35 protein-coding genes are annotated in these 25,794 nt (G+C 35.7%); 20 read left to right on the forward strand and 15 right to left on the reverse strand.

Going from position 1 to position 25,794, the window contains the following annotated elements:
- Positions 1 to 306 precede the first annotated feature (306 nt).
- From JFU56_RS12045 to JFU56_RS12065, 5 genes are all read left to right on the forward strand, one after another.
- Positions 307 to 804, forward strand: a complete 498-nt coding sequence (locus tag JFU56_RS12045) for a hypothetical protein (RefSeq protein ID WP_198437538.1) — start codon at positions 307 to 309, stop codon at positions 802 to 804.
- 126 nt (positions 805 to 930) lie between these two features.
- Positions 931 to 1,839 (forward strand): hypothetical protein, encoded by a 909-nt coding sequence (locus JFU56_RS12050; RefSeq protein ID WP_198437539.1) that lies wholly within the window; start codon positions 931 to 933, stop codon positions 1,837 to 1,839.
- 113 nt (positions 1,840 to 1,952) lie between these two features.
- Positions 1,953 to 2,327: a hypothetical protein gene (locus tag JFU56_RS12055; protein ID WP_198437540.1), complete on the forward strand. Its 375-nt coding sequence runs from the start codon at positions 1,953 to 1,955 to the stop codon at positions 2,325 to 2,327.
- An 83-nt stretch (positions 2,328 to 2,410) separates the two neighbouring features.
- Positions 2,411 to 2,668 (forward strand): hypothetical protein, encoded by a 258-nt coding sequence (locus JFU56_RS12060; RefSeq protein ID WP_198437541.1) that lies wholly within the window; start codon positions 2,411 to 2,413, stop codon positions 2,666 to 2,668.
- A gap of 2 nt (positions 2,669 to 2,670) precedes the next feature.
- Positions 2,671 to 3,000 carry a hypothetical protein gene (locus JFU56_RS12065; protein ID WP_198437542.1) on the forward strand — a complete coding sequence of 110 codons (330 nt, stop codon included), beginning with the start codon at positions 2,671 to 2,673 and terminating at the stop codon, positions 2,998 to 3,000.
- Positions 3,001 to 3,124: 124 nt separating this feature from the next.
- Here the strand turns inward: JFU56_RS12065 and JFU56_RS12070 are convergent, their stop codons facing one another.
- Positions 3,125 to 3,748: a hypothetical protein gene (locus JFU56_RS12070; RefSeq protein ID WP_198437543.1), complete on the reverse strand. Its 624-nt coding sequence runs from the start codon at positions 3,746 to 3,748 to the stop codon at positions 3,125 to 3,127.
- A 588-nt stretch (positions 3,749 to 4,336) separates the two neighbouring features.
- On the opposite strand from JFU56_RS12070, the gene JFU56_RS12075 reads away from it, so the two are divergent.
- The 15 genes from JFU56_RS12075 to JFU56_RS12145 all read left to right on the forward strand — a co-directional run bounded on the left by JFU56_RS12075 (position 4,337) and on the right by JFU56_RS12145 (position 16,681).
- Positions 4,337 to 5,080, forward strand: coding sequence for a hypothetical protein (locus JFU56_RS12075; RefSeq protein WP_198437544.1), 744 nt, complete (start codon positions 4,337 to 4,339; stop codon positions 5,078 to 5,080).
- Between the two features lie 75 nt (positions 5,081 to 5,155).
- Entirely contained in the window at positions 5,156 to 5,788 is a 633-nt protein-coding gene (locus JFU56_RS12080) for a hypothetical protein (protein WP_198437545.1), read from the forward strand.
- A gap of 209 nt (positions 5,789 to 5,997) precedes the next feature.
- Positions 5,998 to 7,314: a site-specific integrase gene (locus JFU56_RS12085; protein ID WP_198437546.1), complete on the forward strand. Its 1,317-nt coding sequence runs from the start codon at positions 5,998 to 6,000 to the stop codon at positions 7,312 to 7,314.
- 1,277 nt (positions 7,315 to 8,591) lie between these two features.
- Positions 8,592 to 9,038 carry a hypothetical protein gene (locus JFU56_RS12090; protein ID WP_198437547.1) on the forward strand — a complete coding sequence of 149 codons (447 nt, stop codon included), beginning with the start codon at positions 8,592 to 8,594 and terminating at the stop codon, positions 9,036 to 9,038.
- Between the two features lie 106 nt (positions 9,039 to 9,144).
- On the forward strand, positions 9,145 to 9,420 hold the full coding sequence (locus JFU56_RS12095; RefSeq protein WP_198437548.1) for a hypothetical protein: 276 nt from the start codon (positions 9,145 to 9,147) through the stop codon (positions 9,418 to 9,420).
- 35 nt (positions 9,421 to 9,455) lie between these two features.
- On the forward strand, positions 9,456 to 9,896 hold the full coding sequence (locus JFU56_RS12100) for a hypothetical protein (RefSeq protein WP_198437549.1): 441 nt from the start codon (positions 9,456 to 9,458) through the stop codon (positions 9,894 to 9,896).
- Positions 9,897 to 10,366: 470 nt separating this feature from the next.
- Positions 10,367 to 11,017 carry a hypothetical protein gene (locus tag JFU56_RS12105; protein WP_198437550.1) on the forward strand — a complete coding sequence of 217 codons (651 nt, stop codon included), beginning with the start codon at positions 10,367 to 10,369 and terminating at the stop codon, positions 11,015 to 11,017.
- A gap of 79 nt (positions 11,018 to 11,096) precedes the next feature.
- A complete protein-coding gene (locus JFU56_RS12110; protein ID WP_198437551.1) occupies positions 11,097 to 11,627 on the forward strand; it encodes a hypothetical protein in 531 nt (176 codons plus the stop codon).
- Positions 11,628 to 11,671: 44 nt separating this feature from the next.
- Entirely contained in the window at positions 11,672 to 12,088 is a 417-nt protein-coding gene (locus JFU56_RS12115) for a hypothetical protein (RefSeq protein WP_198437552.1), read from the forward strand.
- A 78-nt stretch (positions 12,089 to 12,166) separates the two neighbouring features.
- On the forward strand, positions 12,167 to 12,340 hold the full coding sequence (locus JFU56_RS12120; protein ID WP_198437553.1) for a hypothetical protein: 174 nt from the start codon (positions 12,167 to 12,169) through the stop codon (positions 12,338 to 12,340).
- A gap of 80 nt (positions 12,341 to 12,420) precedes the next feature.
- Complete coding sequence (locus JFU56_RS12125) at positions 12,421 to 13,104, forward strand: hypothetical protein (RefSeq protein ID WP_198437554.1); 684 nt, start codon at positions 12,421 to 12,423, stop codon at positions 13,102 to 13,104.
- 47 nt (positions 13,105 to 13,151) lie between these two features.
- Entirely contained in the window at positions 13,152 to 13,355 is a 204-nt protein-coding gene (locus tag JFU56_RS12130) for a hypothetical protein (protein ID WP_198437555.1), read from the forward strand.
- A gap of 377 nt (positions 13,356 to 13,732) precedes the next feature.
- Complete coding sequence (locus tag JFU56_RS12135) at positions 13,733 to 13,969, forward strand: plasmid replication protein RepB (RefSeq protein WP_198437556.1); 237 nt, start codon at positions 13,733 to 13,735, stop codon at positions 13,967 to 13,969.
- Between the two features lie 826 nt (positions 13,970 to 14,795).
- Positions 14,796 to 15,785: a DNA-binding protein gene (locus tag JFU56_RS12140; RefSeq protein ID WP_198437557.1), complete on the forward strand. Its 990-nt coding sequence runs from the start codon at positions 14,796 to 14,798 to the stop codon at positions 15,783 to 15,785.
- An 11-nt stretch (positions 15,786 to 15,796) separates the two neighbouring features.
- Positions 15,797 to 16,681 carry a DNA replication terminus site-binding protein gene (locus JFU56_RS12145; RefSeq protein WP_198437558.1) on the forward strand — a complete coding sequence of 295 codons (885 nt, stop codon included), beginning with the start codon at positions 15,797 to 15,799 and terminating at the stop codon, positions 16,679 to 16,681.
- Positions 16,682 to 16,951: 270 nt separating this feature from the next.
- Here JFU56_RS12145 and JFU56_RS12150 read toward each other — a convergent pair whose 3' ends face one another.
- The 14 genes from JFU56_RS12150 to JFU56_RS12215 all read right to left on the reverse strand — a co-directional run bounded on the left by JFU56_RS12150 (position 16,952) and on the right by JFU56_RS12215 (position 25,763).
- Positions 16,952 to 17,275 carry a hypothetical protein gene (locus JFU56_RS12150; RefSeq protein ID WP_198437559.1) on the reverse strand — a complete coding sequence of 108 codons (324 nt, stop codon included), beginning with the start codon at positions 17,273 to 17,275 and terminating at the stop codon, positions 16,952 to 16,954.
- Between the two features lie 82 nt (positions 17,276 to 17,357).
- Positions 17,358 to 17,711 (reverse strand): hypothetical protein, encoded by a 354-nt coding sequence (locus JFU56_RS12155; RefSeq protein ID WP_198437560.1) that lies wholly within the window; start codon positions 17,709 to 17,711, stop codon positions 17,358 to 17,360.
- A 79-nt stretch (positions 17,712 to 17,790) separates the two neighbouring features.
- A complete protein-coding gene (locus JFU56_RS12160; RefSeq protein WP_198437561.1) occupies positions 17,791 to 18,129 on the reverse strand; it encodes a hypothetical protein in 339 nt (112 codons plus the stop codon).
- A 149-nt stretch (positions 18,130 to 18,278) separates the two neighbouring features.
- Positions 18,279 to 18,683, reverse strand: coding sequence for a hypothetical protein (locus JFU56_RS12165; protein WP_198437562.1), 405 nt, complete (start codon positions 18,681 to 18,683; stop codon positions 18,279 to 18,281).
- Positions 18,670 to 18,912, reverse strand: a complete 243-nt coding sequence (locus JFU56_RS12170) for a hypothetical protein (RefSeq protein ID WP_198437563.1) — start codon at positions 18,910 to 18,912, stop codon at positions 18,670 to 18,672. Before JFU56_RS12170 ends, JFU56_RS12165 begins: the two co-directional genes overlap by 14 nt.
- 55 nt (positions 18,913 to 18,967) lie before the next feature.
- Positions 18,968 to 19,288, reverse strand: coding sequence for a hypothetical protein (locus JFU56_RS12175; RefSeq protein ID WP_198437564.1), 321 nt, complete (start codon positions 19,286 to 19,288; stop codon positions 18,968 to 18,970).
- Between the two features lie 444 nt (positions 19,289 to 19,732).
- The gene (locus tag JFU56_RS12180; RefSeq protein WP_198437565.1) at positions 19,733 to 19,984 is read right to left on the reverse strand and encodes a hypothetical protein; all 252 of its coding nucleotides are present in this window, start codon (positions 19,982 to 19,984) and stop codon (positions 19,733 to 19,735) included.
- Positions 19,985 to 20,657: 673 nt separating this feature from the next.
- A complete protein-coding gene (locus tag JFU56_RS12185; protein ID WP_198437566.1) occupies positions 20,658 to 21,410 on the reverse strand; it encodes a hypothetical protein in 753 nt (250 codons plus the stop codon).
- A 197-nt stretch (positions 21,411 to 21,607) separates the two neighbouring features.
- A complete protein-coding gene (locus JFU56_RS12190; protein WP_198437567.1) occupies positions 21,608 to 22,414 on the reverse strand; it encodes an EAL domain-containing protein in 807 nt (268 codons plus the stop codon).
- Between the two features lie 87 nt (positions 22,415 to 22,501).
- Positions 22,502 to 22,870, reverse strand: a complete 369-nt coding sequence (locus tag JFU56_RS12195; protein WP_198437568.1) for a hypothetical protein — start codon at positions 22,868 to 22,870, stop codon at positions 22,502 to 22,504.
- Between the two features lie 37 nt (positions 22,871 to 22,907).
- The gene (locus JFU56_RS12200; RefSeq protein ID WP_198437569.1) at positions 22,908 to 23,267 is read right to left on the reverse strand and encodes a hypothetical protein; all 360 of its coding nucleotides are present in this window, start codon (positions 23,265 to 23,267) and stop codon (positions 22,908 to 22,910) included.
- Positions 23,267 to 24,139 carry a hypothetical protein gene (locus JFU56_RS12205; RefSeq protein ID WP_198437570.1) on the reverse strand — a complete coding sequence of 291 codons (873 nt, stop codon included), beginning with the start codon at positions 24,137 to 24,139 and terminating at the stop codon, positions 23,267 to 23,269. Before JFU56_RS12205 ends, JFU56_RS12200 begins: the two co-directional genes overlap by 1 nt.
- Before the next feature lie 469 nt (positions 24,140 to 24,608).
- Complete coding sequence (locus JFU56_RS12210) at positions 24,609 to 25,040, reverse strand: hypothetical protein (protein ID WP_198437571.1); 432 nt, start codon at positions 25,038 to 25,040, stop codon at positions 24,609 to 24,611.
- Between the two features lie 33 nt (positions 25,041 to 25,073).
- Complete coding sequence (locus tag JFU56_RS12215; RefSeq protein WP_198437572.1) at positions 25,074 to 25,763, reverse strand: hypothetical protein; 690 nt, start codon at positions 25,761 to 25,763, stop codon at positions 25,074 to 25,076.
- Between the last annotated feature and the right edge of the window lie 31 nt (positions 25,764 to 25,794).

A 25,794-nucleotide genomic window follows, 5' to 3' on the forward strand; every position in this document is an offset into this window, starting at 1 on the left:
GGGGGTATATAGCACTTGATATAGGCAAGATTAAACGTATACTAAAAAACGCACAAGGCTTAGTGTGTTCAAACGCCTCACTTCTAATCTTCAATGTAAAACAAATCTAGTCGCTCTTATCGATAGACACTGCACACTCAAATCTCACTTACACTGAAAACAGTTAAGCACCGTCATTTAGCACATCTGCATTTTGACTATGTTTAACTGTTTTTTAGTGATGAACTCATCACCGAAACGTTACGTCAGGATAACCAGTAACACGCGTAATTTTACGTGGCCTAACTTACAAAACAGGGAAACCTTATGTCTAAATTAGCTGTTTACCGTGCAGAACATGGCACTTACAAAGAAGCATTCGATTGTGGCGCCATTTACAGCTCCCAGTGTGATGAACTAGAACCAGAGTTTGTTGATGCAGGTCGATCTCTATATCTTGGTGATATTAAATCAATTATTGGTACCGTATTAGAAGCTGCAGGCCGAGATGACCTTATTGTAGGGTCTGTAATTCACGAAGTCTTTTGGACGCTCGATGACATAATAACTCATTTCAGTAAAATCAATGAGTGGCCAGATGTTAACTACCCTGAAAAGGTAGTTGAATTGGCGAAAATTGAATGTAAAAACGATGAAATCAGTTATGAACTATATAAACGACGTTATACCAATGTGATTGATCAGCTTACTATTGAGCTACCTGAAGCTGTAAAGCAACAGGTGAACACGTTAGCTGTTGAGCATGGCTATAACGAACATGAAGACAACATTTTCATTACTGATGAATTGTGCTCGGTATTATAACTACGTTAGCTGTACGTTAAGATTAACATCCCCTAACACCAATCTCAGTAATCCAACTCCGTGAATACTCTCGTTAACGCAGAGTAAGCATACTTACACATTCAATCCACCATACAGGTAATTAAAATGAACACATTAAATCAAGTGCATGGCAAACAACTAAACTCAAATATTCTTTTTGCTGTCAAATTCGTCATAGCCGGTGAATTAACTCAAACACAAGCTTTAAACATTATCCAGAACGTTTATTTTGACCAATGTGGCAATACTGGCTATTTTCGCCTAATGCCTAATGACCCTCAGTTCTTTACTTCAACATTTGTAATGGGTGAAGACAAAGAATTAATGGCATCCATCAAATCGTTACCTGATATTTACGTAAATGCAGTTAATGCTGCAGATGGTCAAACAACTGTTAAATTGTTACTAGTTAGTGATCAATTTGAAAATGTTGGTGAAGAGTACTCGTGCCTTACTAGTGAACTGAATGAGTTCTTAGCAACGCCTGAATGCTTGTCATGGGAACAACTAGATCTCAATGAATATCCCGTAATATATGAAATCATCGAGAGTACAGATATTTATCAAGCAATTCGTGATGGCGCTGCAAAGACGCCTGATCAGATATGGACGACAATGGATATTACTGATTTAGTGCTGTCTGTATTAGACATTGAGCTGAACCTTGAAGATGTAGATCTTTTTGGTTTACTTTTAGCGTTATTCAACAACTCTCAAGCGATGTTAGTGAACATGACAGATTTATCTGAATTGGAAACATATACAACAGCAGCTGTGAGTACTGGAATACTAACAAAACAGGATATGGCGATATTTGACAATGAAGTTAAGATGAATGATTTCAGCCTTGTTGCAGCACGCAATTTTGGTTATTTCGTTAAAATCCCGACTGAAGGACTTAATCAAGACGGTGAGAGTTTATTCAATACACTAAGTAGCCATGTGGTTAGCGTGTTCAAACAAGCGCATGCTAAGGGCATACAGTGCATCGAATTTGATCAAGACGTTGAGTAATTCAACCTCCGGTTAATCAATCGATATAAACAACTCCCTTTTACTGGCCGCTCTTTTAGCAGCCAGTAAAATCCCAAACCGCCAATTAAGGCACATAACAAATCGAGATAACCATGAAATATCTATCTTTTGACAACACTTTTATGTCTTTATGGATTGCAAGCCACAGCAAAATACAATGTGTGGCTTATCTATCTATAGAAACTGAAACACCTAAAGGCCATTCATTGTTAGGAATGCAAGGTGAACGACATGTATACGGTCTTCAATATCCATCGGACTCAATACCAAGTAACAGGTTTGAAACAAGGTTTGATAATGGATTTTTTATTAGATGCTCTGGTCATTTCTTTGAAGTCTCACTAATCACAAATAGTGAATTTGAAGCGAATGAAGCAATGACTAAAGATGACAGCATTGCGCTGATCTGTACTGACAATGCGGGTTTTCACTATGTAGTCTCAGTCGATAAGACAAACATCAAATAACCAAAATAGCTTATTAACTAACACGGTATTTTACCGTCCATAACAATCAGCCAATAGGCTCATTTACACAGGGATCATTAATCATGGCCAATACAACAATGCAATTTAAAGGCAAAATAACTAAAAGAGCGTTTGAACAAAAGATTATCGACGTTTGCGGTGAAGACCGTGAAATCAGTTCATGTGTAAACTTTGAAGAAGGTAAATGCATGACGCTCTATTATATCAATGGTGCACACGCAGGTACCTGGCAAAGCGCGGGGGGCTGTATCTACTCAAATGACAAAATTGAAGCTAACATTGCCTCAAAGCTGAGAATTAAGAAATTATTGGGTAAGTAATTATGACAACCAATATAGTTGCTGTATGTGGCTCTAAGTTGACCACTAAAGTGGTAAGCAAACTTGAACTGGATAAAATATTCAATGGCCAATTCTCTGTTGTGGAGGAGGGTACATATAAAGTTTTATTGAGATCTACTGCTGGGTATCGCGCCATAAAGGTCGAATCCGATAAGGAGTCCGCAGAAGAGCTCTTTATCATAGTCGAAGGTGTAACAGCTATTAAACCAACGCAAACTGGTTTTACTGTTGAAAACAAAGACAGTGGTTACTTTTATACATGTAGCTACAATGACAATGAGTCGTTGAACCTCGACGTAACAAGTAGTTAACTATCTATATGAAACCAAACCCCAAGATAACATTTGTTGTCTTGGGGTTTTTTTTGCATGACGTTTCAGCTGGTGGTTTTATCCATACTTAATCTAATGACATTACGATAGGTTTTGTGGGTTACTAAAGGAAATGTTGCATACCGGAGTAACAGTAAACCTTGGCCTTACTTGTGCTGATCTTACTACTTAGTGCTTGTGCATTTTTGGTCACCGTTTCTGTATCGATAGAAGTAATAACACCACTGTCTATACTGGGGACAATAAAGAATATATGTGAAGGGTTGAACATACTGGTGAGATGGTCTACTACTAGTGAAGCAAATCCTTTTCCTCGGTTATTCCTTTCTGTTTCTGTTGCACCAATAATTAAAAATTTATTTGGTTTTATTTGAGTCAATCCTTCTACTTCTGTTAAATGAGTGACAATTAATTCGGCTTGTTCATATAGTTCCTGATCATGGTCATCCAGTTCTATAATGAATGAACTTGGGTTTAACTCCACATTGCTATCAATAAAGGTAAAATTTACATTTGTGAAGCACTTCTCGCCTTTTCTATCGAACAGAATCGCCATACCTTGCATGGCGGTTATGACATCCTGATCAGTGCAGCAATTATCATATTTAACACATAGCTGATTATCAGAAACCATTGCTGTTGAATTGAACTCGCTTTTGTTGGTTTCGCTTGGGATTGTTCCAATATTATAGAAAAGATCCCACTCAATATTTAATTCGTTTTTCATTTATCATCCTTAAATTGATACAACGTAATACATTATATTTCATTGCATAACCTAAGAGTGGTTCTGGTGAATATCTGGTAGATGTTGTTAGTGTAATCAGTAATCGAAGTAGGTCTAAATTTACTTCGTAAAGTCTCAACGGGTGGTGGCTGGCAGAAACTTAACAACCACGAATTAACCTTACAAATTATGACATCATGCAGGGTTGGTTTAGATTAGCATGAGAAATTCAAAAAGTGTTTTTAGATCAATACTGCGCGGCGTGAAGTCATTCAACTTGATTGAATGTATCGTTAAGCATATACTAAAAATGCATACAAGGCTTAGTATGTGCTAAAACGCCTCACTTCTAATGATTACCCATTGAATATACCTAATTTATGTCTGCACTTATGTGTGACTACGCCACACTTGAATGATTCACTGTAAACAGGTAAGTACTGTTTGTTGCTTTATCCGCAATACGATTATGCTTTCCTGTTTGTTTAGTGATGTTCTATATCCACTAATCGTTACCCCTAGGCTACCCAGTAACACAAAGCTTAATGCTTTGGCCTTACTTTCAAATCCCCTTTTTAAGGAAATACAATGACTAAATTATTACCAAATCAACAATATGCCATCGTTACCATCAAAATTGCCATTGAATCTGAGGTAGTTTATAACCCTGCAGAACTCATTGAAAGTACACATGGATTAGATAGCGAGTTACACGATCTTAAAGAAAAAGGTTATATTGCAGATTATGCTTTTACTGGTATTGAAGCACCTGAAATTTCATCAACATCAAATAACCCGAAAAACGGTGAGTTATTCAGAACCGATAAGAAGAATGAACCAGTGTTCACTGAAATTAGTGAACATGTTCCCGTAGGATCGCATATAGCCGTCAAGCTAGGTGCAAGTGTGGAAGATCTTGCCGAAATTATGGACCGTTACGATTGCTTTAAGTGCTCAGATCTTAATGAGGTTATTCTCGATACTTCGTGTATTGACGATGACAGTAAAAAACAGAACCTAGAACGTTTAACCGGTATTAGGCATGAACAGATTGCTAATAAATTCATTATATTCAACACCGATGTAGAGTTTGGTTTACAACCAACGACTGCGATTAAAGTCAATGTTGGAAATGATAATTTTGAACGTATCATTGATGAATTTCCAATCGGTTTTAATCAAGCTAATGTTTATGACGGTATTGTCCTAGACATTACTAGCATCATTAGTAAAGATAAGTTATCTCAACTCAGCATACTATTGAACGCTGCAGAAAATCTTACTACGTTCAATTATGTATTTATTAATACTTGTAAGTTCTACTGCGAATAATCAAATTTAATTTCTACCTGTTAACCCCAATCAATCTGCGCATTGCGCCACCCCAAACTACAAAGGACATTTCCTATGTTAAACAATCAACTTCGAATTATGGTCGACAAAACTATAGATCCAATAATTAACCTATCGACTAGAACTGCAAAAAAGCAGCTGTTAAAGCAGCTAAATGAAACTCAAGCCAGACAAGCATCACTGTATATTCATTCTGATGTGCACTGGCGAGAACGCAGTAATTTAATAAAAGATGGCCATAAAAATGTTATTCGTAAGTTAAAGCGTCTTGAACATTTCATTGACATAAATGTAGAGAAGCAGGGGGCTTTTAAACCCGAAATTAACGAAAATGGGTGCGAAATTAAACGATCTTGCTTTCCTGGACGTGGACGATATCATTATGATTCTGAACTAAGTCAGTCGAAAGGCTGGACTAATTACGAGTGTCAAAGTGATGCCCCGTACTTCGGAATTTGGGTAAATATAATGAAAATGGAAGTACTACGATATTGCGAAGGGGACGTTGACCGAGTGTTAGCTCCAGATTCAGCATCTTTTAAATGTGAACTACTAACCTTGGTGCAGCGCTATCAACCTGAACCTTGTTTTACAGTGATTGACTCCAATGGCAGTGATGATCAGTTCACTCAGAACGCTGTTCATGATTACCTTGGTATAAATGTCATGGATTTAGTAAAGAACTAAAAACCTGATAATAACCCGCAATTGTGCGGGTTATTATTTATCTTTATATTATGACATCATGCGTATTAGTAGTACTTATAAGTTACTAATAAAAAAATATTGCCATGGTAAGGGGATGAAGTTTTTACTATTTAAGTTTTTTTGCTACAATACTGTATAAATGTCCAGTGCTGCTTGTATTAGGGTCATAATCAATGTGAAGGTTATCAATGAAGTTCTCTCCTATGTTTCTACCACATCGGCACCACCAGAAGTACTCCCCTGAAATTACCGAACATCTTAAAACTTATGTTCAAGTAGTGGGTACTCAAGTTAATGAAGAATATGACCATGCCTATGATTATCTTTCAGAAAATTACCACAATGCTAATAATCATAAGTCCATTAGAAATGAATTGTGCTTATTCTTAAATTGGACATGGCAAGTTCAACGTAAATTAGTTAAAGATTTAACCAGAAAAGATATTCCTAAATTTATAGATTTTTGTAATAGTCCGCCATTCGATTTGATTTCCAGCGTTGCTGGTGTACCTATTACAATTAACGAGCCAAAAGAGCGGTTGAGCGAGTGGACACCCTGTCTGAATCCAAATTGGAAGCCATTCGTAAACCAAAAAGCGAAGCAGGGCTTAGCTTATCAACGATTACCTGCCACAATGCATAAACAGTTAAGCATTATTAGCTCATTCTTTCTTTATTTAAATGATCTTGAATACACAATTTCAAATCCAGCGGCAATTGCTTTGAGACGATTAAACCCATCAAATGTTGCAAATCTTGGCATAGAAGACAACGATAGGGATAAAGCACTTAGTCAGATGCAAGTGAACTGCATATTTGAATTGTTGGAATACTTAGTGGAAGAAAATCCAGAAAAGTATGAGAGATCTCGTTTCCTGTTTTACTTGTTGGTATTAGCTTACCCTAGACGAAGTGAAATTGCAGCTCGGCCAACACACTCCCCGACATTCTCTGATTTTAGGCGCCATAAAGCAGGTGACAAAACTTATTACACATTTTTCATTCCGCGATCTAAAGGTAGTAAGTCACGCTCCGTGATAGTATCCGACATGTTGCTTGAAGCTTTAAAACGTTACCGAACTTTTTTAGGTCTGAATCCGTTGCCGCTTGCTGACGAGATTGACGTGCCTTTATTTATTAGACATCAGGTTGCTACACACGGTAGGCAAGTAGGGGTGTTAAATTCCAATCTTGGTGCAGAACAGATATCCGCCCTTGTTCAAGAGTTATTTGAACTGGCAGCTAATGTTCTTATTGAAAAAGGAGAAATTGAAGAGGCCTCGGAGTTGCGACTACACTCATGCCATTCACTGAGACATGTAGGAATTTCCAACGATCTCTACAGTGGCAGGCCGCCGAGTGAGGTTATGAAATGCTCGGGCCATTCTAGTTATTCAGCTCTTGAAATTTACACATCATCACGCACCGATTTACGGGTTCCGAATGTTAACTTAAAAGACCGGATTTTCGATAACTCAGATTTTAACTGTTTAAAGTTAGATTGATAATGATTTTGTTATAAAGTTAAGTTGGCAATTAAGGTATTATCGAATTGCCAACCAACATAGGACTAATCAGTCTTAACACTTAGTTGATGATATATATTCAAAATAGGCTTACTTTTACTTGTATAGTGTTAATAATTAGACTAAATTAATTGATACAAGCAAGGCTTAGCTTGTTGAAAGCCTCACTTCTAAAAAATCTCAAAAATGATTCAATGAATCACATTCCAAATATAACTAAACAAAACAGATATGAACTGTTGTGCTTTTTTTCGTGACAGGATATAACTGTTTTGTGTGGTTTTTCCACCTGACGTTGCTTTAAGGCAATTTGCAACAGGCACTTACAAGTGCTGCCTAACTATTAACGCGAGATTTATCTCACATTCAAACCGCGTCTTTACGCACTTCATAAAAGGTTTATTCCATGAACAACTTATATAACTTTATCAATAAAAACCCAAATATCTCATTATTATTAGTTTGTACTTTTGTCTTTTTTCTAGGGCTAGTCGCTTATACGGGATGGGTACTTGATCATAAATTTATTTCAATCTGCTTTTTAATAAGTTCAGTGCTTGCGCTATACAATTGCTTATTTAAGCCAGTGGTTAGTTTAAGTCATTCATTGTCTTAAATTAGTATTTACGTTGACTTTCACCGTAATTTTATCAGAACATAAAGACCTTCATTTATTATGAAGGTCTTTTTATTATAAAGAACAGAAGATAGTATAAAGCGATAAATATGCACCAAATGTTCAATTTTGGATGATCAGGTATGCAATATTCTGGGTCTGATAATGTGAGTTATCCGAGTCAGGGACGTGTATCCATAGTACCGGTCAACATACTAAACAATAGAGTTTTCCCGTTAGCTTGGTTGCGGCAAAGATAAGTACAATTATCTGAATCATTAACTACAAGTTATATGTAGTGCCACAGGATAACCACGATACTTTAAATATACATTTCAAAGTTTATCCATTGCCTAGTTATTAGTTTAGAGTTATGTATTATTAAATACAAGCAAGGCTGATCTTGTTTTAAGCCTCACTTCTAATCTACCGCCTATCTAAGGTATCGTGACGCCGTCACACAATTACATCATTCACCAATTAAGAGCTATGACACGTTGCAATCACATATAAGTATTGCGTGACTCGTTATATCTGTTTTGTGGTATTAACTACCCAAACTGTTGCACCTTTGGCTAACCAGCAACAAGAACTATTAAGTTCTGCCTTACTTACAACACTCCATTTTAGGATATTTAATATGAATTTAGTAAAAATCTGTGCCTTTGGCACTGCTCCAGAACAAAAACAAGCCGGTTATGTTGGCCTTGGTATTGAAGTAACTGGAACTGACGAAAGCGTAACAAACACGTTTAAGTCATCAGGTGATATACGCCTTATACGTGGAGGTAATAAAGCCGGTACAAATGAACATTTTTTTTATGTCATGAAAAAAGATGAAGCATCCCCTACTTTACCTTTTGGTAAAATTCACTTGGTAAGGGAACGACGTGTAACTGCTTCTGTAAATGAGGTAGCCGAATATTTTGTTGATGCTGAAGATTATAAAAAAGTGATGGTAGATGAAGGTACGCTTGAAGAAGCACTTCAAGAATTATTGAATAGCGATAATGCTCAGCGCATATCTTATGATACTACGATCAGCGACGTTCATGAAGAGCATGAATGTAAAGTTACTCAAGAATAACCCCCACCTATTACACTTAAAATTTTTATATATTAAAATCTGGCCTGGATTCTTCAGGTCATTTCAATCCGCGCATTAGCGCACTTCAATATTCAAGGGATTCCGCATGGAAACTTCTACTACTAATTATCAATCACTTGTTAACTCAACATACACAAGTCCAAGAGACTGTATTGAAGGTCACTTTTACTTCGATGCAACTAAACGTGCATGGTTTAAGATCCTAAAAGCAACGTTTACTTTTGTTTCTTTTGAGTATTCGTTTGGTGATAGATGGACACGCAACCATCACAAAATTATTGAAGTTAAGCGATGCAGTAAGAAACAGGCTCAACACATTATGGAATGCAGCAAGGAAGCATTTTCAAAATTAAAAGCCTAACACCAACTCTATCCAACGTAATTTTAAGGATTTACATGATAAATGTTCAAACAAGAAAGCAAGATTGGGAAACTGAGTTTGGTTCGTCTTATTTTGATAAAATAGGACAACCTGTCGTTGATGCATTAAATATGCTTGAAGACGTTTCATACCATAACGATGAACTTCCGTCCTTTGTTCTCTGCGAAAAACAATTTGGTGAAGATAAATACTCACTCAGGGCATGGGCCGGATTTGATGATTTAGACGTTGATCGAAAGATCTTTGTTTTCTCGCTTGGACTCAATGTGAACGATGAGTATGATTGGAACTACGGGTCGAGAGTTGAGGCTATATTTGGCAATATCAACCCGATGTGTAACATAGGAAGCGATGAAATGCTTACTAATGACCAAAATATAATTGAGTTAATTATGCAGTCAAAAGTTAATTTCCCTGAAGTAATCACCGACTTTATAGAGTCAGAAATACTATAATTATATAAGGAGAGTTAGGACAGCAACTCTACTTTTGAAAACATGATAACCGGCCTCTAAAGCCGGTTATCAACCTACCCTGCTCCAACCAATATTATTCACTATTAAACTATTTACAGTCGATACTTGTTGAATGTAAGAGCATTTAAACATATTCTATATTTAGACAAGCAAGGCTCAGCTTGTAAAAAGCCTCACTTCTAATTCTATGCACATTTAATCCTCGTGACGTCGTCACACTTTAAAAAAACTTACAAAAAATAGCTATGACCGGTTGTGAACCATTAATCAATGTCACGACTTGCTATACCTGTTTTTTGTGTGGTTCGTCCACCAAACTGTTGCACTAAAGGCTAATCAGCAACGAGTGCTTAAAGCACTGCCTTACTTTTAACTCCATGTTATAAACATACTGAGCGCTTCGCTCAAACCAACCCGCGCCTTTGCGCAATTCAAACAGGAATAATCCCTTGGAAATTAACAAACATTACCGAATCAAAACGGGCCATAAAACTATGGCCCCTATAATTAATAAGACAGTTCGTCAGGCAAAATTAGACATTCTGAAATTGAACGAAGGGCAAGCAAAAGTAATCAATGCTCAAATTGGTGCTGAGTTGTATTGGCGTGAACGCGGTGCGTTTGGCAAACCAATCAATAAAAATGTTGAAGCAAAATTGAAGCGTTTAGAGAAGCACTTCGACAAATTGCTTAAGCAAGACGGCGTTTTTAAGCCTGAACTAAATCGTAGAGGCTGTGTCATCAAACGTTCCTCCCATCCACAGCGTGGCCGTTACTATTATGACCATAAGCTTCTCGGTCAGAAAGATGGCTGGTGTCAATATGATACAGACCAAGATGCCGGATATTTCGGGGTTTGGGTTAACGTATTAAAGATGGAAGTTATAACATATTGTGAGGGTGATGTTTCGCATGTACTCGCACAAAACTCCGAATTATTCAAAGCGGAATTGCAGAGCTTAGTTGATTATTATAATCCATCAGCGTTTGCCACCACTTTTGATAATGAAGGTAATAAAGAAGCCTATTACGAACAAAATGAAGTGCATGACTACTTGCGCATTAATGTAATGGATAAAGTTCAACAAACCTGCCATTAGGCATCACTCAAACTGGCCGCTTAGGCCTTCTATCACTTAACCTGTAAAAAGGTTAAGTGTATTCAAAAGGATAACCATCATGTCTTTCAATAAAAAAATGGCATCTGTTACAGGCGATGTTTTTGTTATTAGTAATGGTACCAAAGGCGAATCTGTATCATTTGAATCATTGATTGTTGAATTAGCGACTTCAACACTTTGCCCATCATTTGAAATATTCGGAGAAGACAAACCAAGAAATTGGCAGCCGTTAGTTGTTAATAACACAAATAAGGATTGGATTAACGGGCAATACTTTAGTGGTCGCTTTGTAGGTAAGTCGCATTCTTTTAACGTTTTGATAAAGCCGAATAGCGCGAACATTCAAGTGTTAAAAAATGCAATCGCGGAAAATCATAACGGCTATGACTATCAGTCATTAGCTTTTGAGATGTTAAGTGAACACATTAAAGTCAAACATAATGGTACCAATATACTGGTATCGAAAGATGTTTGGTCTAGTATCCAAAATGGTCGACACCACGATATGAACTTGGGAAATTGTATTTTAGTTGGGGAGCGTTTTTCACAGCAAACCAAAACATTTTTCACAAATACCTTAGCCTATTAATATTAAGTTTGTTAACTCAACATTTAAATAAGGAAGCATTTACAATGCCAACTAATGTCAAAATAAATACTGCCCTAACAATTTACTACTGTGATAGTGATAATTACAAAAATGAATACACAATTATCTTAGCAGGTGCCATTTCAAATGAGCATTTGCAAGGTTACCTGGCTACTAGTCGAGAGGGTATTATTCCAAATCAAATACATCCATCACTAGAACATCCAGCAGTTGAATGTGGGGAAGAATCATTTTGGGATCCAGATTCAGATCATGTTTGGTGTTCAATAATGGAACTTGATGAATGTGGTGACAATGTCGATTTAGATAGCTTGCTCACGAATGATGATAAAGCTATTGCTATGTCGGTCTCTGATTTCTTTAAAAAAATTATAGAAATTGAAAACGATGAAGGATGGGACGTCGAAACAGAAACAATACGTCATCTAGACCAAGATTAACCACAGGTATATTAATTTAAACCTACAAAAACTAACCTGCCATTAGGCATAATCCAACAAACATTAAGAAACATTAACATGGCCACAGTATCATGGACAAACAGCAACGGTAATGAAACAAAAAAACACATCCAGGGCGGCTATAAAACGCTTTGCGGTATTGAAATCCCTTCACAAAAATTTGAGTACAGTGTTTATGGAATACCAGAATGCAAGCGTTGTATTAAGCGTGAAGATTTAGCAAGTGAATAAATTTTCTGTTAATTAAATTAAACATACCGGTCAAATTGGCCGGTAACTTTACCAAAACAAACTTCCAAATGGAGCGAATCATGACTTCTCATGACATTAAAACCAATCAAGAATTTCTATTCCCTGATCAAGTTGAGGATGCTAAAATTCTTGGTACTTATCCTGGCGCCAAAAAGCTACTGGGTTATATAATTGAAAACAAAAAAATAGCTGTTGGGACCATGGTGGTTAATCATCATCATATCCCACCAATGGTTATCTCAAGAGAAATGCTGGAACATAATTTTCCAAGCATGAGAGATGCAACAATCTGGTATGTACTACCCGAGTCCCTACAACCTTACCTCTTCATAAAAAGCTTAAATGTTAGTGGTAAAAAACTTGAATTATGTGAACCTGCTGGTCGATTACAAGTTATATTTAATCCTGACACAGGTCATGTAACAGTGTCCGGTAAAACCTCTGATCGTAGTGAAGCCTATAGTTTTACCTTTCATGAATTTGAAAAATTATATCAATGGTTAAATATAGCTAAAGAGTTAAATACCTGTATTTACTCTTCACTTAAACCCTTCAATATAGTTTTTGAAACCGATACCGGCAAAATTGTTGGTATTTATGACACGCCAACTCTGTGTGATGAAGAAGCTGCAGAGCAATTTCGACGCACGCAGCGAGATCTCAGTTATGGAATAGTACACACCCCTATGGGTATGTATAAAGATGATGTTATCGGTAAAAATATGTCATCGTTCGCATACTAACTGCTATTAAAAGTAGACTATTGCTTAATAGTAACAAGGAGGTGTACATGCCACATATTATTCAAATGGTCGAAGAGATCACTGAATCCGTAGCTCAAATCAAAGTAGTAAAAAACGGTTGTATGATGGATATCATGACCGATACTAGTTTAACGCTTGAGCAAAAAAATAAAATCGTAGGATTGTTGCAACCATTGGATGTTTCTATTGCTGCAGCGAGAAAATCATTTCTTTTCGGAGAAATGGAGTAAAACTTTAAGGTAGTAAATTTATTAAGGCTGCGGGGATTTCCCTGTAGCCTTTTTTGTTGTTAAAACCCTGATTAGTGAATAACAAAAGCAGATCATTTTATACAGTTTATGCGTATAGTTTGTACCATTTGTATGCATACAGTCGAAATTCCGAATAACATTACATGAAGATATTCTTTTTATATCATTAAAAACCCAATTCAAATGCTCACTTATGATTATCAAAAGGCATGTTTTGATAATCAATATACTGGTATTGAAAGGCGTGTATTGATAATCAAAAGCAGTGTATTGATTATCAATGAAACCGTATTGATTGTGCGTAAATGATAAGTGAGTTAGAATAAATCCATACAAAAACTATAATTTGGAATTTGATGGAACTTCGAGATATAAAAAGTGCATTCACAACAGGTGGATTATCAAGTTTAAGCATAAGTTATACGTCACTATTGGATGGTTATATTGTTACAGTTAAAACAAAATCAGGTACAGCACATCCACTGACAACGCAACGCGAAGGTAAGGGCTGCCCAAGATCGTTCAAAAGTGTTGATTCAGCAATAGCGGCCATTAAAAATGTTGGTTTTAAACAAGTGACCATTGACCTCTAGTAATGAAAAATTAATTAAATCATGGGTAAATACTTGCCTATGATTTAATCTTCGCATAAAGAAAGCTATTCCCTTCCTCTTCTAAATCTAAATACAAGCCTAAAATGTCCAAAACCACAAAGTGTGATCTGTATCGCCTCTACGTGTTCAAATGTATCTTTTCCAAAGTAGAGATTATTCTAAAGACCGATGTGGGTGATTGCCCTGTAGAATTCACGTAGCGCTGATTTTATTTGGATGAAAATGTAGTCTAAAGTGACTATTTCAAAGTGGAAGTTGGATATTTATCATGGCCATAATCACGGTGCGATTCTATTAAGATTTAATCTTAATTAATTGGCCAATTCTTAAATTAAATTGGCCATGATTTTACATTGTTAACATCTGGTTACGGCTGTGATATTTGACCGGTATTTTCACCTGGACTCTAAATTGGTTAGTAAAAAATAGCCCAAATGCCTGCATATTATTTCTTCATTAAATTTATCAATTAGCCTCTATCTGAATGTGATTTGCGATCATAATTGACGAAGCTACTTGCTTCACAAATGGTTCAATTCAAGTATGTATTTAGGTGGTCTTAATTTTGTAGTTCTTAAGACTGTCGCTGTACCGTTATGAACATATCGGTACAGTTATATTTATGTTGTATAATTTTATGTTCTTGATATAAATAACAATAAATATACTGGTACTGAATTTACGTGTAATTCTGTACCGATATATAATACTCTTAAATATCGGTACAGTAACCCTGCATACTAAAATATATACGCTAATATTATGTTATTATGGATTTAATTTAATTTAATTGGTCAATAGAAACATGGAAAAAAAACAAGCTGTCCCCCTTACGTTTAATGACGTTAAAGAAGTGTGTGACCGACTTCATTCAATGAATGAGAAAGTGAGTGGCAATAGAATTATTGCTGAGTTGGGTCGTGGATCCAAGGGTACAGCGCTGAATTTTATCAAGCAGTGGCGTGAAGAATTAGATGCATCATTACAACATTTACGTGACAGCATGGGCTTCAGTGAGGCGTTCTCAATCAGTTTCATGCAGGAAATTGGCCGGTACAAAAGTGAAATTGCTCTACAGTTTGAGGAGACACTAACAGCAGCTAAATTATTAGAAGCAGAAGCTTTAATTGCTCTGACTGAAGCTGAACAAAAGCTTGAAATTGCATATTCTGATCTCGGGAAAAAAGATGAAGCCATTACAGCCTTCAAGCAAGAAATTGCAACTATAACCTCCTCCAGCAAAACTTCCGATGGGGCTTTACGCAGTCAAATTATTGATCTAGAAAAAAGCATAAGTGAACATGTAGGAAAGGCCGATCGCCTAACAACGGAATTGGCAAAAGCTGAAGTAAGACTAGGAGACAATTTTACATTCGTTACAGAAGCTAAGTTAACATTGGAAAAAAAACAAGGTGATATTGATACCTTGAGTAACGAGTTATCTAAATCAAATGAAATAATTGCAACATTAACAGCTCAAGATAAAGCAGCCAATGATGCATTACAGCTACTTCAGACTCAATCAAAGACAAGCATACTATCACTTGAAAATAGGTTATCACAAGGTGAAGCACAATCGATAGCTTTGGCAGATATAACAAGATCTGAAAGAAAAGATCTGCAGGGTGAAGTTTCTAAGCTTAATACCCAATTTGCCTCCGAGTCCGCAAGCCATCAAGCGTTAATTATCTCGTATGGGGAGACAGGTAAATTACTTGATTTAGAACGGGCTGCTCATGATGTAACAAGGGGTGAGCTCTCAATATTGCAGAAGCTAAATGCGAACAATAAATAAAGGTGTGAGAGATGATAAATGAATTAGGTGCTACAGTTAAAATTGACCTTGAAACGTGTATGGGAGAGATTGAATTACAATTACAGGAGCTATCCAAAGTTTTAAGAGCATCAAACCCTACGGCACAGGTATATGTTTTACCGTTAATAACTAAAGAAGACGAAAACGTAGATAATAAAATAATAGCAGTGAAATCAGTAACAGGCGAACGAGCTGTCGACCTTGCTATTCAGGCTTATAAAAAATTCATTATTGATGATAATGTTTCGTTAAAATGTGTATATCGGTTACCTGGCTTTATCCAAGTTAAAACTAATCACGAATTAATATTAAGTATTATTGATAGAATTAATTGCCTAAAAGCTGATTTTAAAAATCAGGTAATTAAGGCCGGTCCTAGGATGGTTAGATTTAGACTGGTTCATGAACTATTCCCATATACAAATACAAAACAAATTTACCGTCGTATCAACATCCATAAAGGCCTCGATATTCATAAGGTTAAATTCATTTGGGCGAGAAAGCATTCGGTTAAAAAAATCACAAAAATAGAAGTTTTGACCCTACTTGATGAACAAATACGTGAACGTTTACAAGACGAAACATGGGTAAAAGATGTAAATGCAGACATCGATAAAATAAAGCGGCTACCTGATGATATAGTTTTAAGAATAAAACGGAGTATAAAGGAGCACCCGATGATAATCATTAATAATGATATACAACTGCAGTGTGCATTACCTCTAATTGTTCTACAAGATATGCCATTCAGAGTACGAGAATTACATAATTATGATCCAAGTGATTCTCGAAGTGAACGCTCAGACGTTATAATTTCGAATGAACCTATTATCAAACGGATGCACCTTTTTGACCTAATCAAAACGGACTCATAAATGAAACATTTTCATAACTTAAAAAAAAGCCAATCTATAAAGATTGGCTTTTTTATTAATATTTAGTTTTCTAATAAGTGAAGACGTAACTCCAGAGACTTAACTAATGCTATTGCATCATTAAGTGCATCAACTGGATCCCGACTTTTTGTAATCACTAGTTGTTCATATAACCAACGTGATTAATATTGAATTATTGATAACCTTCATATTTGTTTCACTTGCGTTGAGGTTTAAGATTCAAAGACAACTTTATATTAAAAATAAATATTAGAAATCCCACTCGCTATTTTCACCATGTTTAATAAGCATTCCTATTGTTTCAAGTTCGTGATATTGGAACAAGGTTACAATCATTGGATCAGGAATTATGCTCGGATCTAACAGGTTAATATCGATTGAACCCTGAAGTGTACTAAGTATATGATTTTTACGATATTCAATATTTTGTTCACAGTCCTCATCAAAACCATTATTCTCGTATAGTGAATGAGCTGTCAGGACAATGATATTCCAGAAGTGTTCAAGGGTTTCTATACCATTAATAATTGTAAGCTTACCTTTGATGTTTAGTGGGATTGCAATTACGGACATTGATAACTCCATTTGTTGTATGTTTATCTAATGAGTAAACCAGATCAAATAAATTAGCCGGCTAAGTAAGTTTCATTAAAAATTACGCAGTGTAACCTTCTGTTTTCATTGCAGCGAGCACATCTGCAGAGTAAACATTGTCACCAAACATTATTTGAGTACCTTGTTCGACATTGTCTTCAAGCCATAGCAGTAATTCTTCAATTGCAGTGGGTGTTTTGAGTAGTTCATTCTCCACCGGATTTTCTGATGCTTGAGCAAGAACTGGAATGACAGTATTTGTGAATTTGAAGTCAGCAATTATGTCTTCTTTAACTGCTTGTCCCAAAAGATTGTTGATTTGATCTGCAATATCGTCTCCGTCACTAACGTTAGCAGCCATGGCTAATTTAACTGTTACGAGGGCGTGAATTGCGTTCGGTTTTAAATTATTCATATTAATTTCCTAATGGAGTCTTGAAAAAAAAGGCTAAATTACATGTGTAAATTAGCCGATTCGAGTTTTGAAGTTGAAGTTATCCGAATAGGCCTTCATGGAAAGCATCGTCAAGATAACGCCCTACTTGCCATGAAAGATCGTGGTCGAAATACTTAATTCCGAACAGTTCTAATATTGTCCCTTCATTTACCACGCAAACAGTAACGTAGTAACCTTCACAACCGCCGTGGTCTACGATGATTTTAATTTTACCTGATGGCCAAGTGTCTTTAGGATTAATGCCCCATTCAATATCACAACGCTCTGCATTACCAAGAGCAGTGCAATCGGGAGCAATTTCATGAATGATAAGTTGAGCCAGTACATTTTTGAAGTTGTTGAACACCTCTTCAATTCTAAAAGTACGGTCCAGCATTAACATGCCTGGTCTAGTTGGATTTGGTATCCAAGTGTCAGTTTTGATTACTATACGATCGGACATAGTATTACCTATAATTTTGGATGGTGACCTATTGGTCAGTTGGAGTTCAAAACGCCCTTATAGCGTGATATCGAAATAAGGGGTTAAAAAGTTATATCTTGCCAACCTGCACAAGCACAGATAAGGGTTCTACCTTCAACTATAATTACATCACCAATTGATGTACTAGAGTTAAATGTATTTTCACTGATTAGTTCGACCTGTTCATTGTCACCCCAAAAGTGATTAATTGAATTCGTCAACGTAAATACTTCATCTATGTCAGTTGCGATTACTTTTGCTGCGATCTCAAAGTATTGATTATGCTCACGCCAAAGTTCAATAGCTGCATCAATAGAAATAGAACCTAGTCGTTTTAGATTGACTATTTTCTCTTCCGCTTCCGTTAAGCCAGAAGGATATTTACTATAAATATCCATAAATTCATTTGTATGACGATAAACTTCAAAGGTTTTGGTGGTTGGAATAACAAGATTAGAATAACTCATCGATATTATCCTCAGTCACTGTTTCACCGTCTTTAGTCAGTTCATAAAGAAATCGAAACTCAACAACAAAAGCTTTAACAACTGCTTTGTAGGTATCAAGTTTTAACATCTTATCGCGAAATGCTCGCTGTTCTTGACGCGATTCGCACATTTGACGTTTTGCACTTTCTCCGATTGAGATCAAAGACATGGTGTTACCAGAACGGCCGTCAAGATCGATAGTTTGCATATTAAATTCCTTAATGGATTGTTGGATTTTGCCAGAAGGCAGATTGGGTTTATGTTTAGTGTTTATTTAAACTTTGTATCTTAGTTACGATTTTAGATTTCGAAAACTTACCAGATGGCGCGTAGCCAGCTTCCTCTTTAGCTTTCTGGCGTATTAAATTCTTACCAGTAAGCTTTGATTCACGATTTTGTTCACAGTAAATTTGTTCGACAATCAACATGAAATTGAGGTCAGTAAGAGCTGTTTTAAGGCTTTCGATTAGTACTTGGTTTTTTATCAGGCGCTTACCAATGAAGATGGCGCCAATAGTTGGGATTAGAGCTTGAACAATACCGGTTGCGGCCTTAATCAGTTCTATCATTAATATTTTTTCCATAAGATTTACCCTATGTGGAAGGATTGAAAGTAAGGCAGCGTAAGAACGCTTGTCGCTAACAGCCTTGTGCGACAATCTAGTGATTGGAATATCACGTAAAACAGCGATGAAATATCAATTTACTGAGTTCAGGAAGGCAAAATTTCATAGCTCTTTTGAGTATTATAGTGTTGGGAGTCATACCCAGAAAAGTGTGACGGCGTCACGGGGTATTGTAGTTGGGCGAAACGTGGAAGTGAGGCTTCAATGACGCACTTAGCCTAGTGCGTATCAATACTTTACATTATCTGTAATTATTTACAACAGTGTATATGCGAACTACTCAAATTAGCAATTCAAGAAGTGTTAGTTATCCACAGATTTTGTGGATTACTTTGTACAAATAGGATTAACATAAAGAATTCAAAGGGTAACTGCTATAGCTAAACTTTAAATTCATGATAATTAATTGAACCAATCAATATTTGATTTCTTTTGTACGATCACGGCATTCTTCCAATCAATTGCAAGAAAATGATTACTCGGATCGTAATGTGTTGCCATTACCACATTGTCTTTGCCTAACTTAGGAACTAGGCTATTATTTCCTTGTGTGGTTTTACGAATTAAAGTGACCTCTTCAATAGAGGCGTTCCAGAACAGTATTTCACCATCAGGTTCTTGAGTTGCACAAGTTGACCCTTTGGGCCAAGTCATATTATCTATAACTTCAAGTAGGGATACACACTGAACCTGAACCTGATTAGTAACACCAACTACACTAGGTTGAAAAACTATTAAATCTTTGATCTTTAACACCATGACTAAAGTATAATAACAAGTGACTATAATATCATACCACATCACCTGAAAGTATTATGGCTGAATATTAACTAACAACATGATTGGTTATTACTCTTGAAAAATTGACATCACTCTCCACAAACTACTGGATAACAGAAAGTAAAACACATTTCATATTACAGTCAATCAAGTCAAAGTAATCCTAAAAAAACTAAATTAAAGTATGCATGTTGTCATAAAGAAATTACTTATATTTTGATATATAGCAACGTATTGTTGCGGTCTATTTAAAATTTGGACAAAGTAACGATACTAACAGTCTTCACGGGCTAGTTTGTGTAAAAAAATTACATGTATTTTTAATACTCGGCAACAAAATGACTTTGAAAAATCGTATTCCTAAAAGGATACTTTAATTATCTTCAGTAATTACTTGTTTGAGAGGCCGTCGGAATAAGTTGAAGGTTAGATTTAGTGGATTAACTAAAACTTGATATTAAAGCAGTGAGATATTGTAAAATAAATTAAGATTGTCAAAGCCTGGCTTCTCTTGCAAGTCGATTTGGCTTTGAGTGAATAACTTAAACTAGTAGGTTGTACTTCTAGGGGTACTGTCAGAACCATCTTTAACTCGAATACTTAAAAGATTACTGGCTTCTTTGTTTATCGTAAACGTTATAGAACTCATTGATTCAATGTTTATAAAAGCATCTAACAAGCCCCTGTCACTTTGGCTTGTTGTTGATAGCCATAAGAGTTTAATCAGCATATCTCGACGTTCATTTTCATCTACAGCTGGAAATGCATTGTCGATACTTTGAATTATATCAGACCTAATCGAACTATACTCAGCTACCGTATATTTAGCTGCAGCCATAGATATAAGTGATTCAAATGCAAATTTTGGCATCGGAACACTGTAAATTTCATCACTATCAACAGTCGTGATATTAATTTCTGATTGAGTGTTGTTATTCACTAAGTCTTTCGAAGTAGATCCGGTGACAATTTTGAATTTTAGAGATAGAGTTAACGCTTGAAAATATAGATAAAAATCATTATCATTATCAAACAGTCTATTTAGCAATTGTTCTTTAGTTTCCCTAATCCCAAGTTCAGCCTGAAGTAGGTTAAGGATTCGTGATAGTAAGTTAACGCCATTATTCTTGATAACATGAGCACGGGTTTTTTCATTAACTTTTAAACGAGAAAAACTATCAGCAAGAGTTCTATCGTTTGTAATAATTTTAAACTCAGGTTGAACTATTTCTAACATCTCTTTCGAGAATAAACCACCAAACTCATCGTTACGAAATCGACAGGTTCCAATTGTAATCATGATACTAACCCTTTATACGACTTTTCACATTTAACATTCGGAAATGTCATAGTGAGTCTTAATAGTTATAACTTATAATCTATTATAGGTTATCTAAATTCAGAAAACGAAAGTTATAACGTTAATTTACAATTATTTAAGCGTAAAGGCACTCCCTTTGGGTTATATCTTATGTTTTTTGGTTATAAGAGGTTGATTTAAACAATCTCAAACTTAGAAATTAGAGATCCATTAGGTTTTCCCAAATAATAGCCTTGACAATACTGAACCCCCCTTTGCTTAAGTGATTCCAATTGCATTTCTGTTTCTATTCGCTCTGCAATGACAGTAGCACCAATACCATGAGAAAGGTTTATAATAGCTTTTAGTAACTCTGGATTGTCTTCCTCCGAACCAATATTATCAACAAAAACACCATCGATTTTAAGGTAATCTGGTTTGAGCCATGTGAAGAGTGCTAAATTACTGAACCCTGTACCGAAATCATCTATTGATAAGCAAAACCCTAATGAGGCTAAAACATCTAAATTATCAATTACTGGTTTAGAACGTTTCAACTCTGAACGCTCAGTTATCTCTAAAACTATTCTATGTCCTATATTGGTAATGTCTTCATCTGACATCAACCGTCGTACATGTGATATAAAATAATTTTTGATAATATGGTCTGGCTCAATATTCACTGATAGATAGAAGCGTTTATCCTTATACTTACTAATAGTTCTTATTGCATGCTTAAGACTGAACAAATCAAAATTAAATCGTGTTCTATCGGTTAAGTTATCGAATAGTGTCGATATGTTAACGCGACCTTTGATACCTTTAATTTCTGCTCTAGAAAGCATCTCAAACCCAACAACTGATTCGTTTATTACATCTACGATAGGTTGATAATAATACTGGTTTGGTGATAGTAAAGCATCCATGACTCTGTCGTCGAGTTTTACATTTGAATAGTCAATACACAATGGCACTTCGGCACCGGCCCCACTTACTATCTTCATTCTAACCCCTAATTCTAATTATAATTATATTGGCAGAATTAGATGATAACCCTTTCTAATAAAGATATGTGAATCGGCCGAATATCGTTATTCAAACTCTTTTTTAATTAAATTAGTAATTAAACGCCTAAATTTATTTTTGTCCATTTTATCAATTTCTAATGAGTTCATCATTTTACCAACAGTCGACTTGCTTATCGGCAAATTAATCGTAATACCAGTAACAGCTTCCTTATTTTTAACATTTTTACGAAGTCTGAATTGACGTAGAGCACGTCTCAAAGACTCCTTAATCTCAATTTTTAAACCGTCAGCAATGAATTCATTTAATTTATACTTTGCATTTTTAGTATCAGCTGTAACCTCACAGGCGATTTTCTTTTTTGATAAATAGGTAAGAGCGTAAACTATTTCTTCATTTGTAGAAACGTACTCAACTTTAGGAGCAGCATTCATGTCAATTGCCCACAATCTAACGAGACAAGCATAATCTCTACCCTCCAAATATATTTTGACCATTTTCATGAGCAATTGTTGACTCAATGTTACACGCCCAATACAAAACAAAGAACCGTATAACAGCTTCACAGCCGAAGAGTAAAAAGGTGATAGCAAACATCTGAGCATCAAAGTTTTGGCCGAAGACCAAGCCCCAGGCTGCACCAAGAAAAATAGCTATAAGTAACACCGGAACTATTAGAGCTAATAAAGAAGATGCAGAGTCAAGATAGAGTCCATAGAACATTTTACCCTTTGTCTCATACGAGCGTACATCAGCGGAGATAAAGTGCAGAGAGCTGTCATGTTTACCACTTTTAACAGCTTCAAATAATTTTCTATTATATTTCATCATTATACTTTCCTTTTTGTGTGCAATCGTACTGCAGCACGTTCGTAAATATCGACCAATATTTTGATTGGTTTGTCGTCTTTATTGACTGCATTTTCAAGTCTGTAATTATAACGACTACCCTGTGTACCCCAAACTTCTCGTCCAGTTTCTTCGTTAGTCACTTTGTGTTCGAACAGCTTATTATTCATTTGCTTAGTTATTGTAGCGAATAAATCTAGTATGTTCGAAGCAGTATCAATTTTTGCGAATGAATTAATAGCTGATAGTGATACAAAAACTTCACCAGCTACGGTGTTAAAGTTATCAGAGTAATAAAGTCTGTCAATTTCATCTGTCGATAATCGTTCATCATGAATCACTTTCAGCGAATAAAAATCAGTTGCAGCTGTGCGTTTATCTAATTTTAATGAGGTACGGTACTTAACATTCATAAAGCCAAAATACTTTTCATCTCGAGGCTCCATAAGACGAACACTTTTAAACTTGCCTTCACGAGCCTTAATCATATCTTTACCGCAACCCAAGTAGACTTCATCCTTTTTTTGTAGTTCACCAAATACTTTACGAACGGAAAGCAAGTAATGAGTCACAATAGCTTCAGCTTTAACTAATTCAGGTCTTTTTTCATTATAATTCCCTGCGGCTAAAGTAATGACGCCACCAGTGAATAAATCTGGTGTACACCACTTTACAAAAATCTTGCCTTCGTCTAATGATGGCATTTCAGCTTTAACATTTAGTGTGAAATGTCGTGGCTCATGATCTTCCTCAAATGAAATGATATTATTTTGTTCAGTTTCATTAGTGGTTTTTAAGATATTCTGACACTTCTCAGCGGATTTAATTAGTTCTTCTAATGCTTTATTAATCATACTTCCTCCTGTTACTTTACCCAATAGTAACAGGCAGTGTTGAAAATGCAACAATAACAATGAATTATTTATATTAATTTACTCCATCGGCATCAGAATACACTCAATTAAACTTACTTCGACAACTTATAATTGATGATAGATCTAAATTTAATAGTGAATTTAATAGGTGTCGATGTAAGAAAGAAAAAAACACTTATGGGTGATCGTGATTTGACTTTTTATTGGCTGGATTGAATTCCTGTAACTGGCAAAGTTCAGGAATAATTATTGAAATCAAATTATTACAGATGCAGAACGCTTCTTATTATTATTTATAAAAGGGCGTATGTGTCCTCAAATACGATCCATACTAATCTCGAAAACCTATATTGTTCAGGTTATCCCCCCCTTGATATACCGAAGGGTATTGAGTCTAAAACATAGAAATACTGGTATAATCCATCGTAATCAATAGTTGCAAACACATTTATTTAAACTGATTTGCATTCAAATTTGGTGTGTTAACCGATAAGCATAACTTTTCCATGCTTTCATCATTATAAGTTTTAATCATATAATGTTTAGGCTTAGTTACATCCGAGAGCGGCAGGCATATTTCACTGTTAGGAAGAATAAGGATATTAGCTTTATTTACTACATTCATACTATCTGAACGACTATAGGTGACCCCCACATAATACTGCTCTTTTTCGCCGTCAAGAATACTACCAAGTACTTTTAATTTAAAAGCTTCCCCAGACACATAGACAGAATTGAACTTTACTTCGTCGTTTAAGTGTGAAGTGGCCTGGTTGACCAACTGACCATTAGCATCATAAATACTAGCGTCCAAATTCACACCTGCAGTTACAGGCAATGAGTACAAACTAATTAGTGCCCATATAAATTTTTTCTTCATATAACGATTCCTTACTTATAGGTAATTTGCATTTTATACAGTAGAACTGAGTTGCTTCGATAGTTTCCGAGGGATAATCCTATAACGCCTATTCACCAAACCCGAACTATCTATCCAATTATTTAACTCACCGATAGCGTAATAGTCGGAAAGCGTCAACTCCATTGTATTCAATTGTGATTCATTGCCGTAAGAGGGTTCAACACCTAGTAAGGATGCTAAATCTTTACACCAGATCTTCCAATCAAACAGTAGTGATTTTAGGTTTCTTTGGCATGACGGAATAAAGTGCACCTGGTAAAGTAATTCATACCACTTAGAGACATGTTCATGACCAATGACACTGTTAAGCCATAGAGCCGTATGATTCTGCAGCTGCATTAACCCCAAATCAGAGTAGCGGAGGTTAGAGGGTGAATAGTTTGCTGAACGGCTAAGTTCCAAAGCAAACGTCGATGCTCTATTTCTTAAATCAATTTCGATATCGTGTTCATTTATAGTAACGTAAAATAAAAGAGAATCTAAATGGGAATATTTATTGACCAACTTAATGATCATATCTCCAAGTCTCTTTTTCTCATCAAGCCGAGCTGTATTAGTGCCAATTGTACGCATGACTGCAGAAAGATCTTTTGCTAAATCAACTCCACCAGCGATTTCGCCAATTAGTGACTTGCTTATTAGGCGCATCCCCTCACTCAGTAATCGTTGTATGTCCATCATCCCTACCCTTTCATATTAACTAAGACACATT

The sequence above is a fragment of the Moritella sp. F3 genome (assembly GCF_015082335.1).
Lineage (GTDB): Bacteria > Pseudomonadota > Gammaproteobacteria > Enterobacterales > Moritellaceae > Moritella.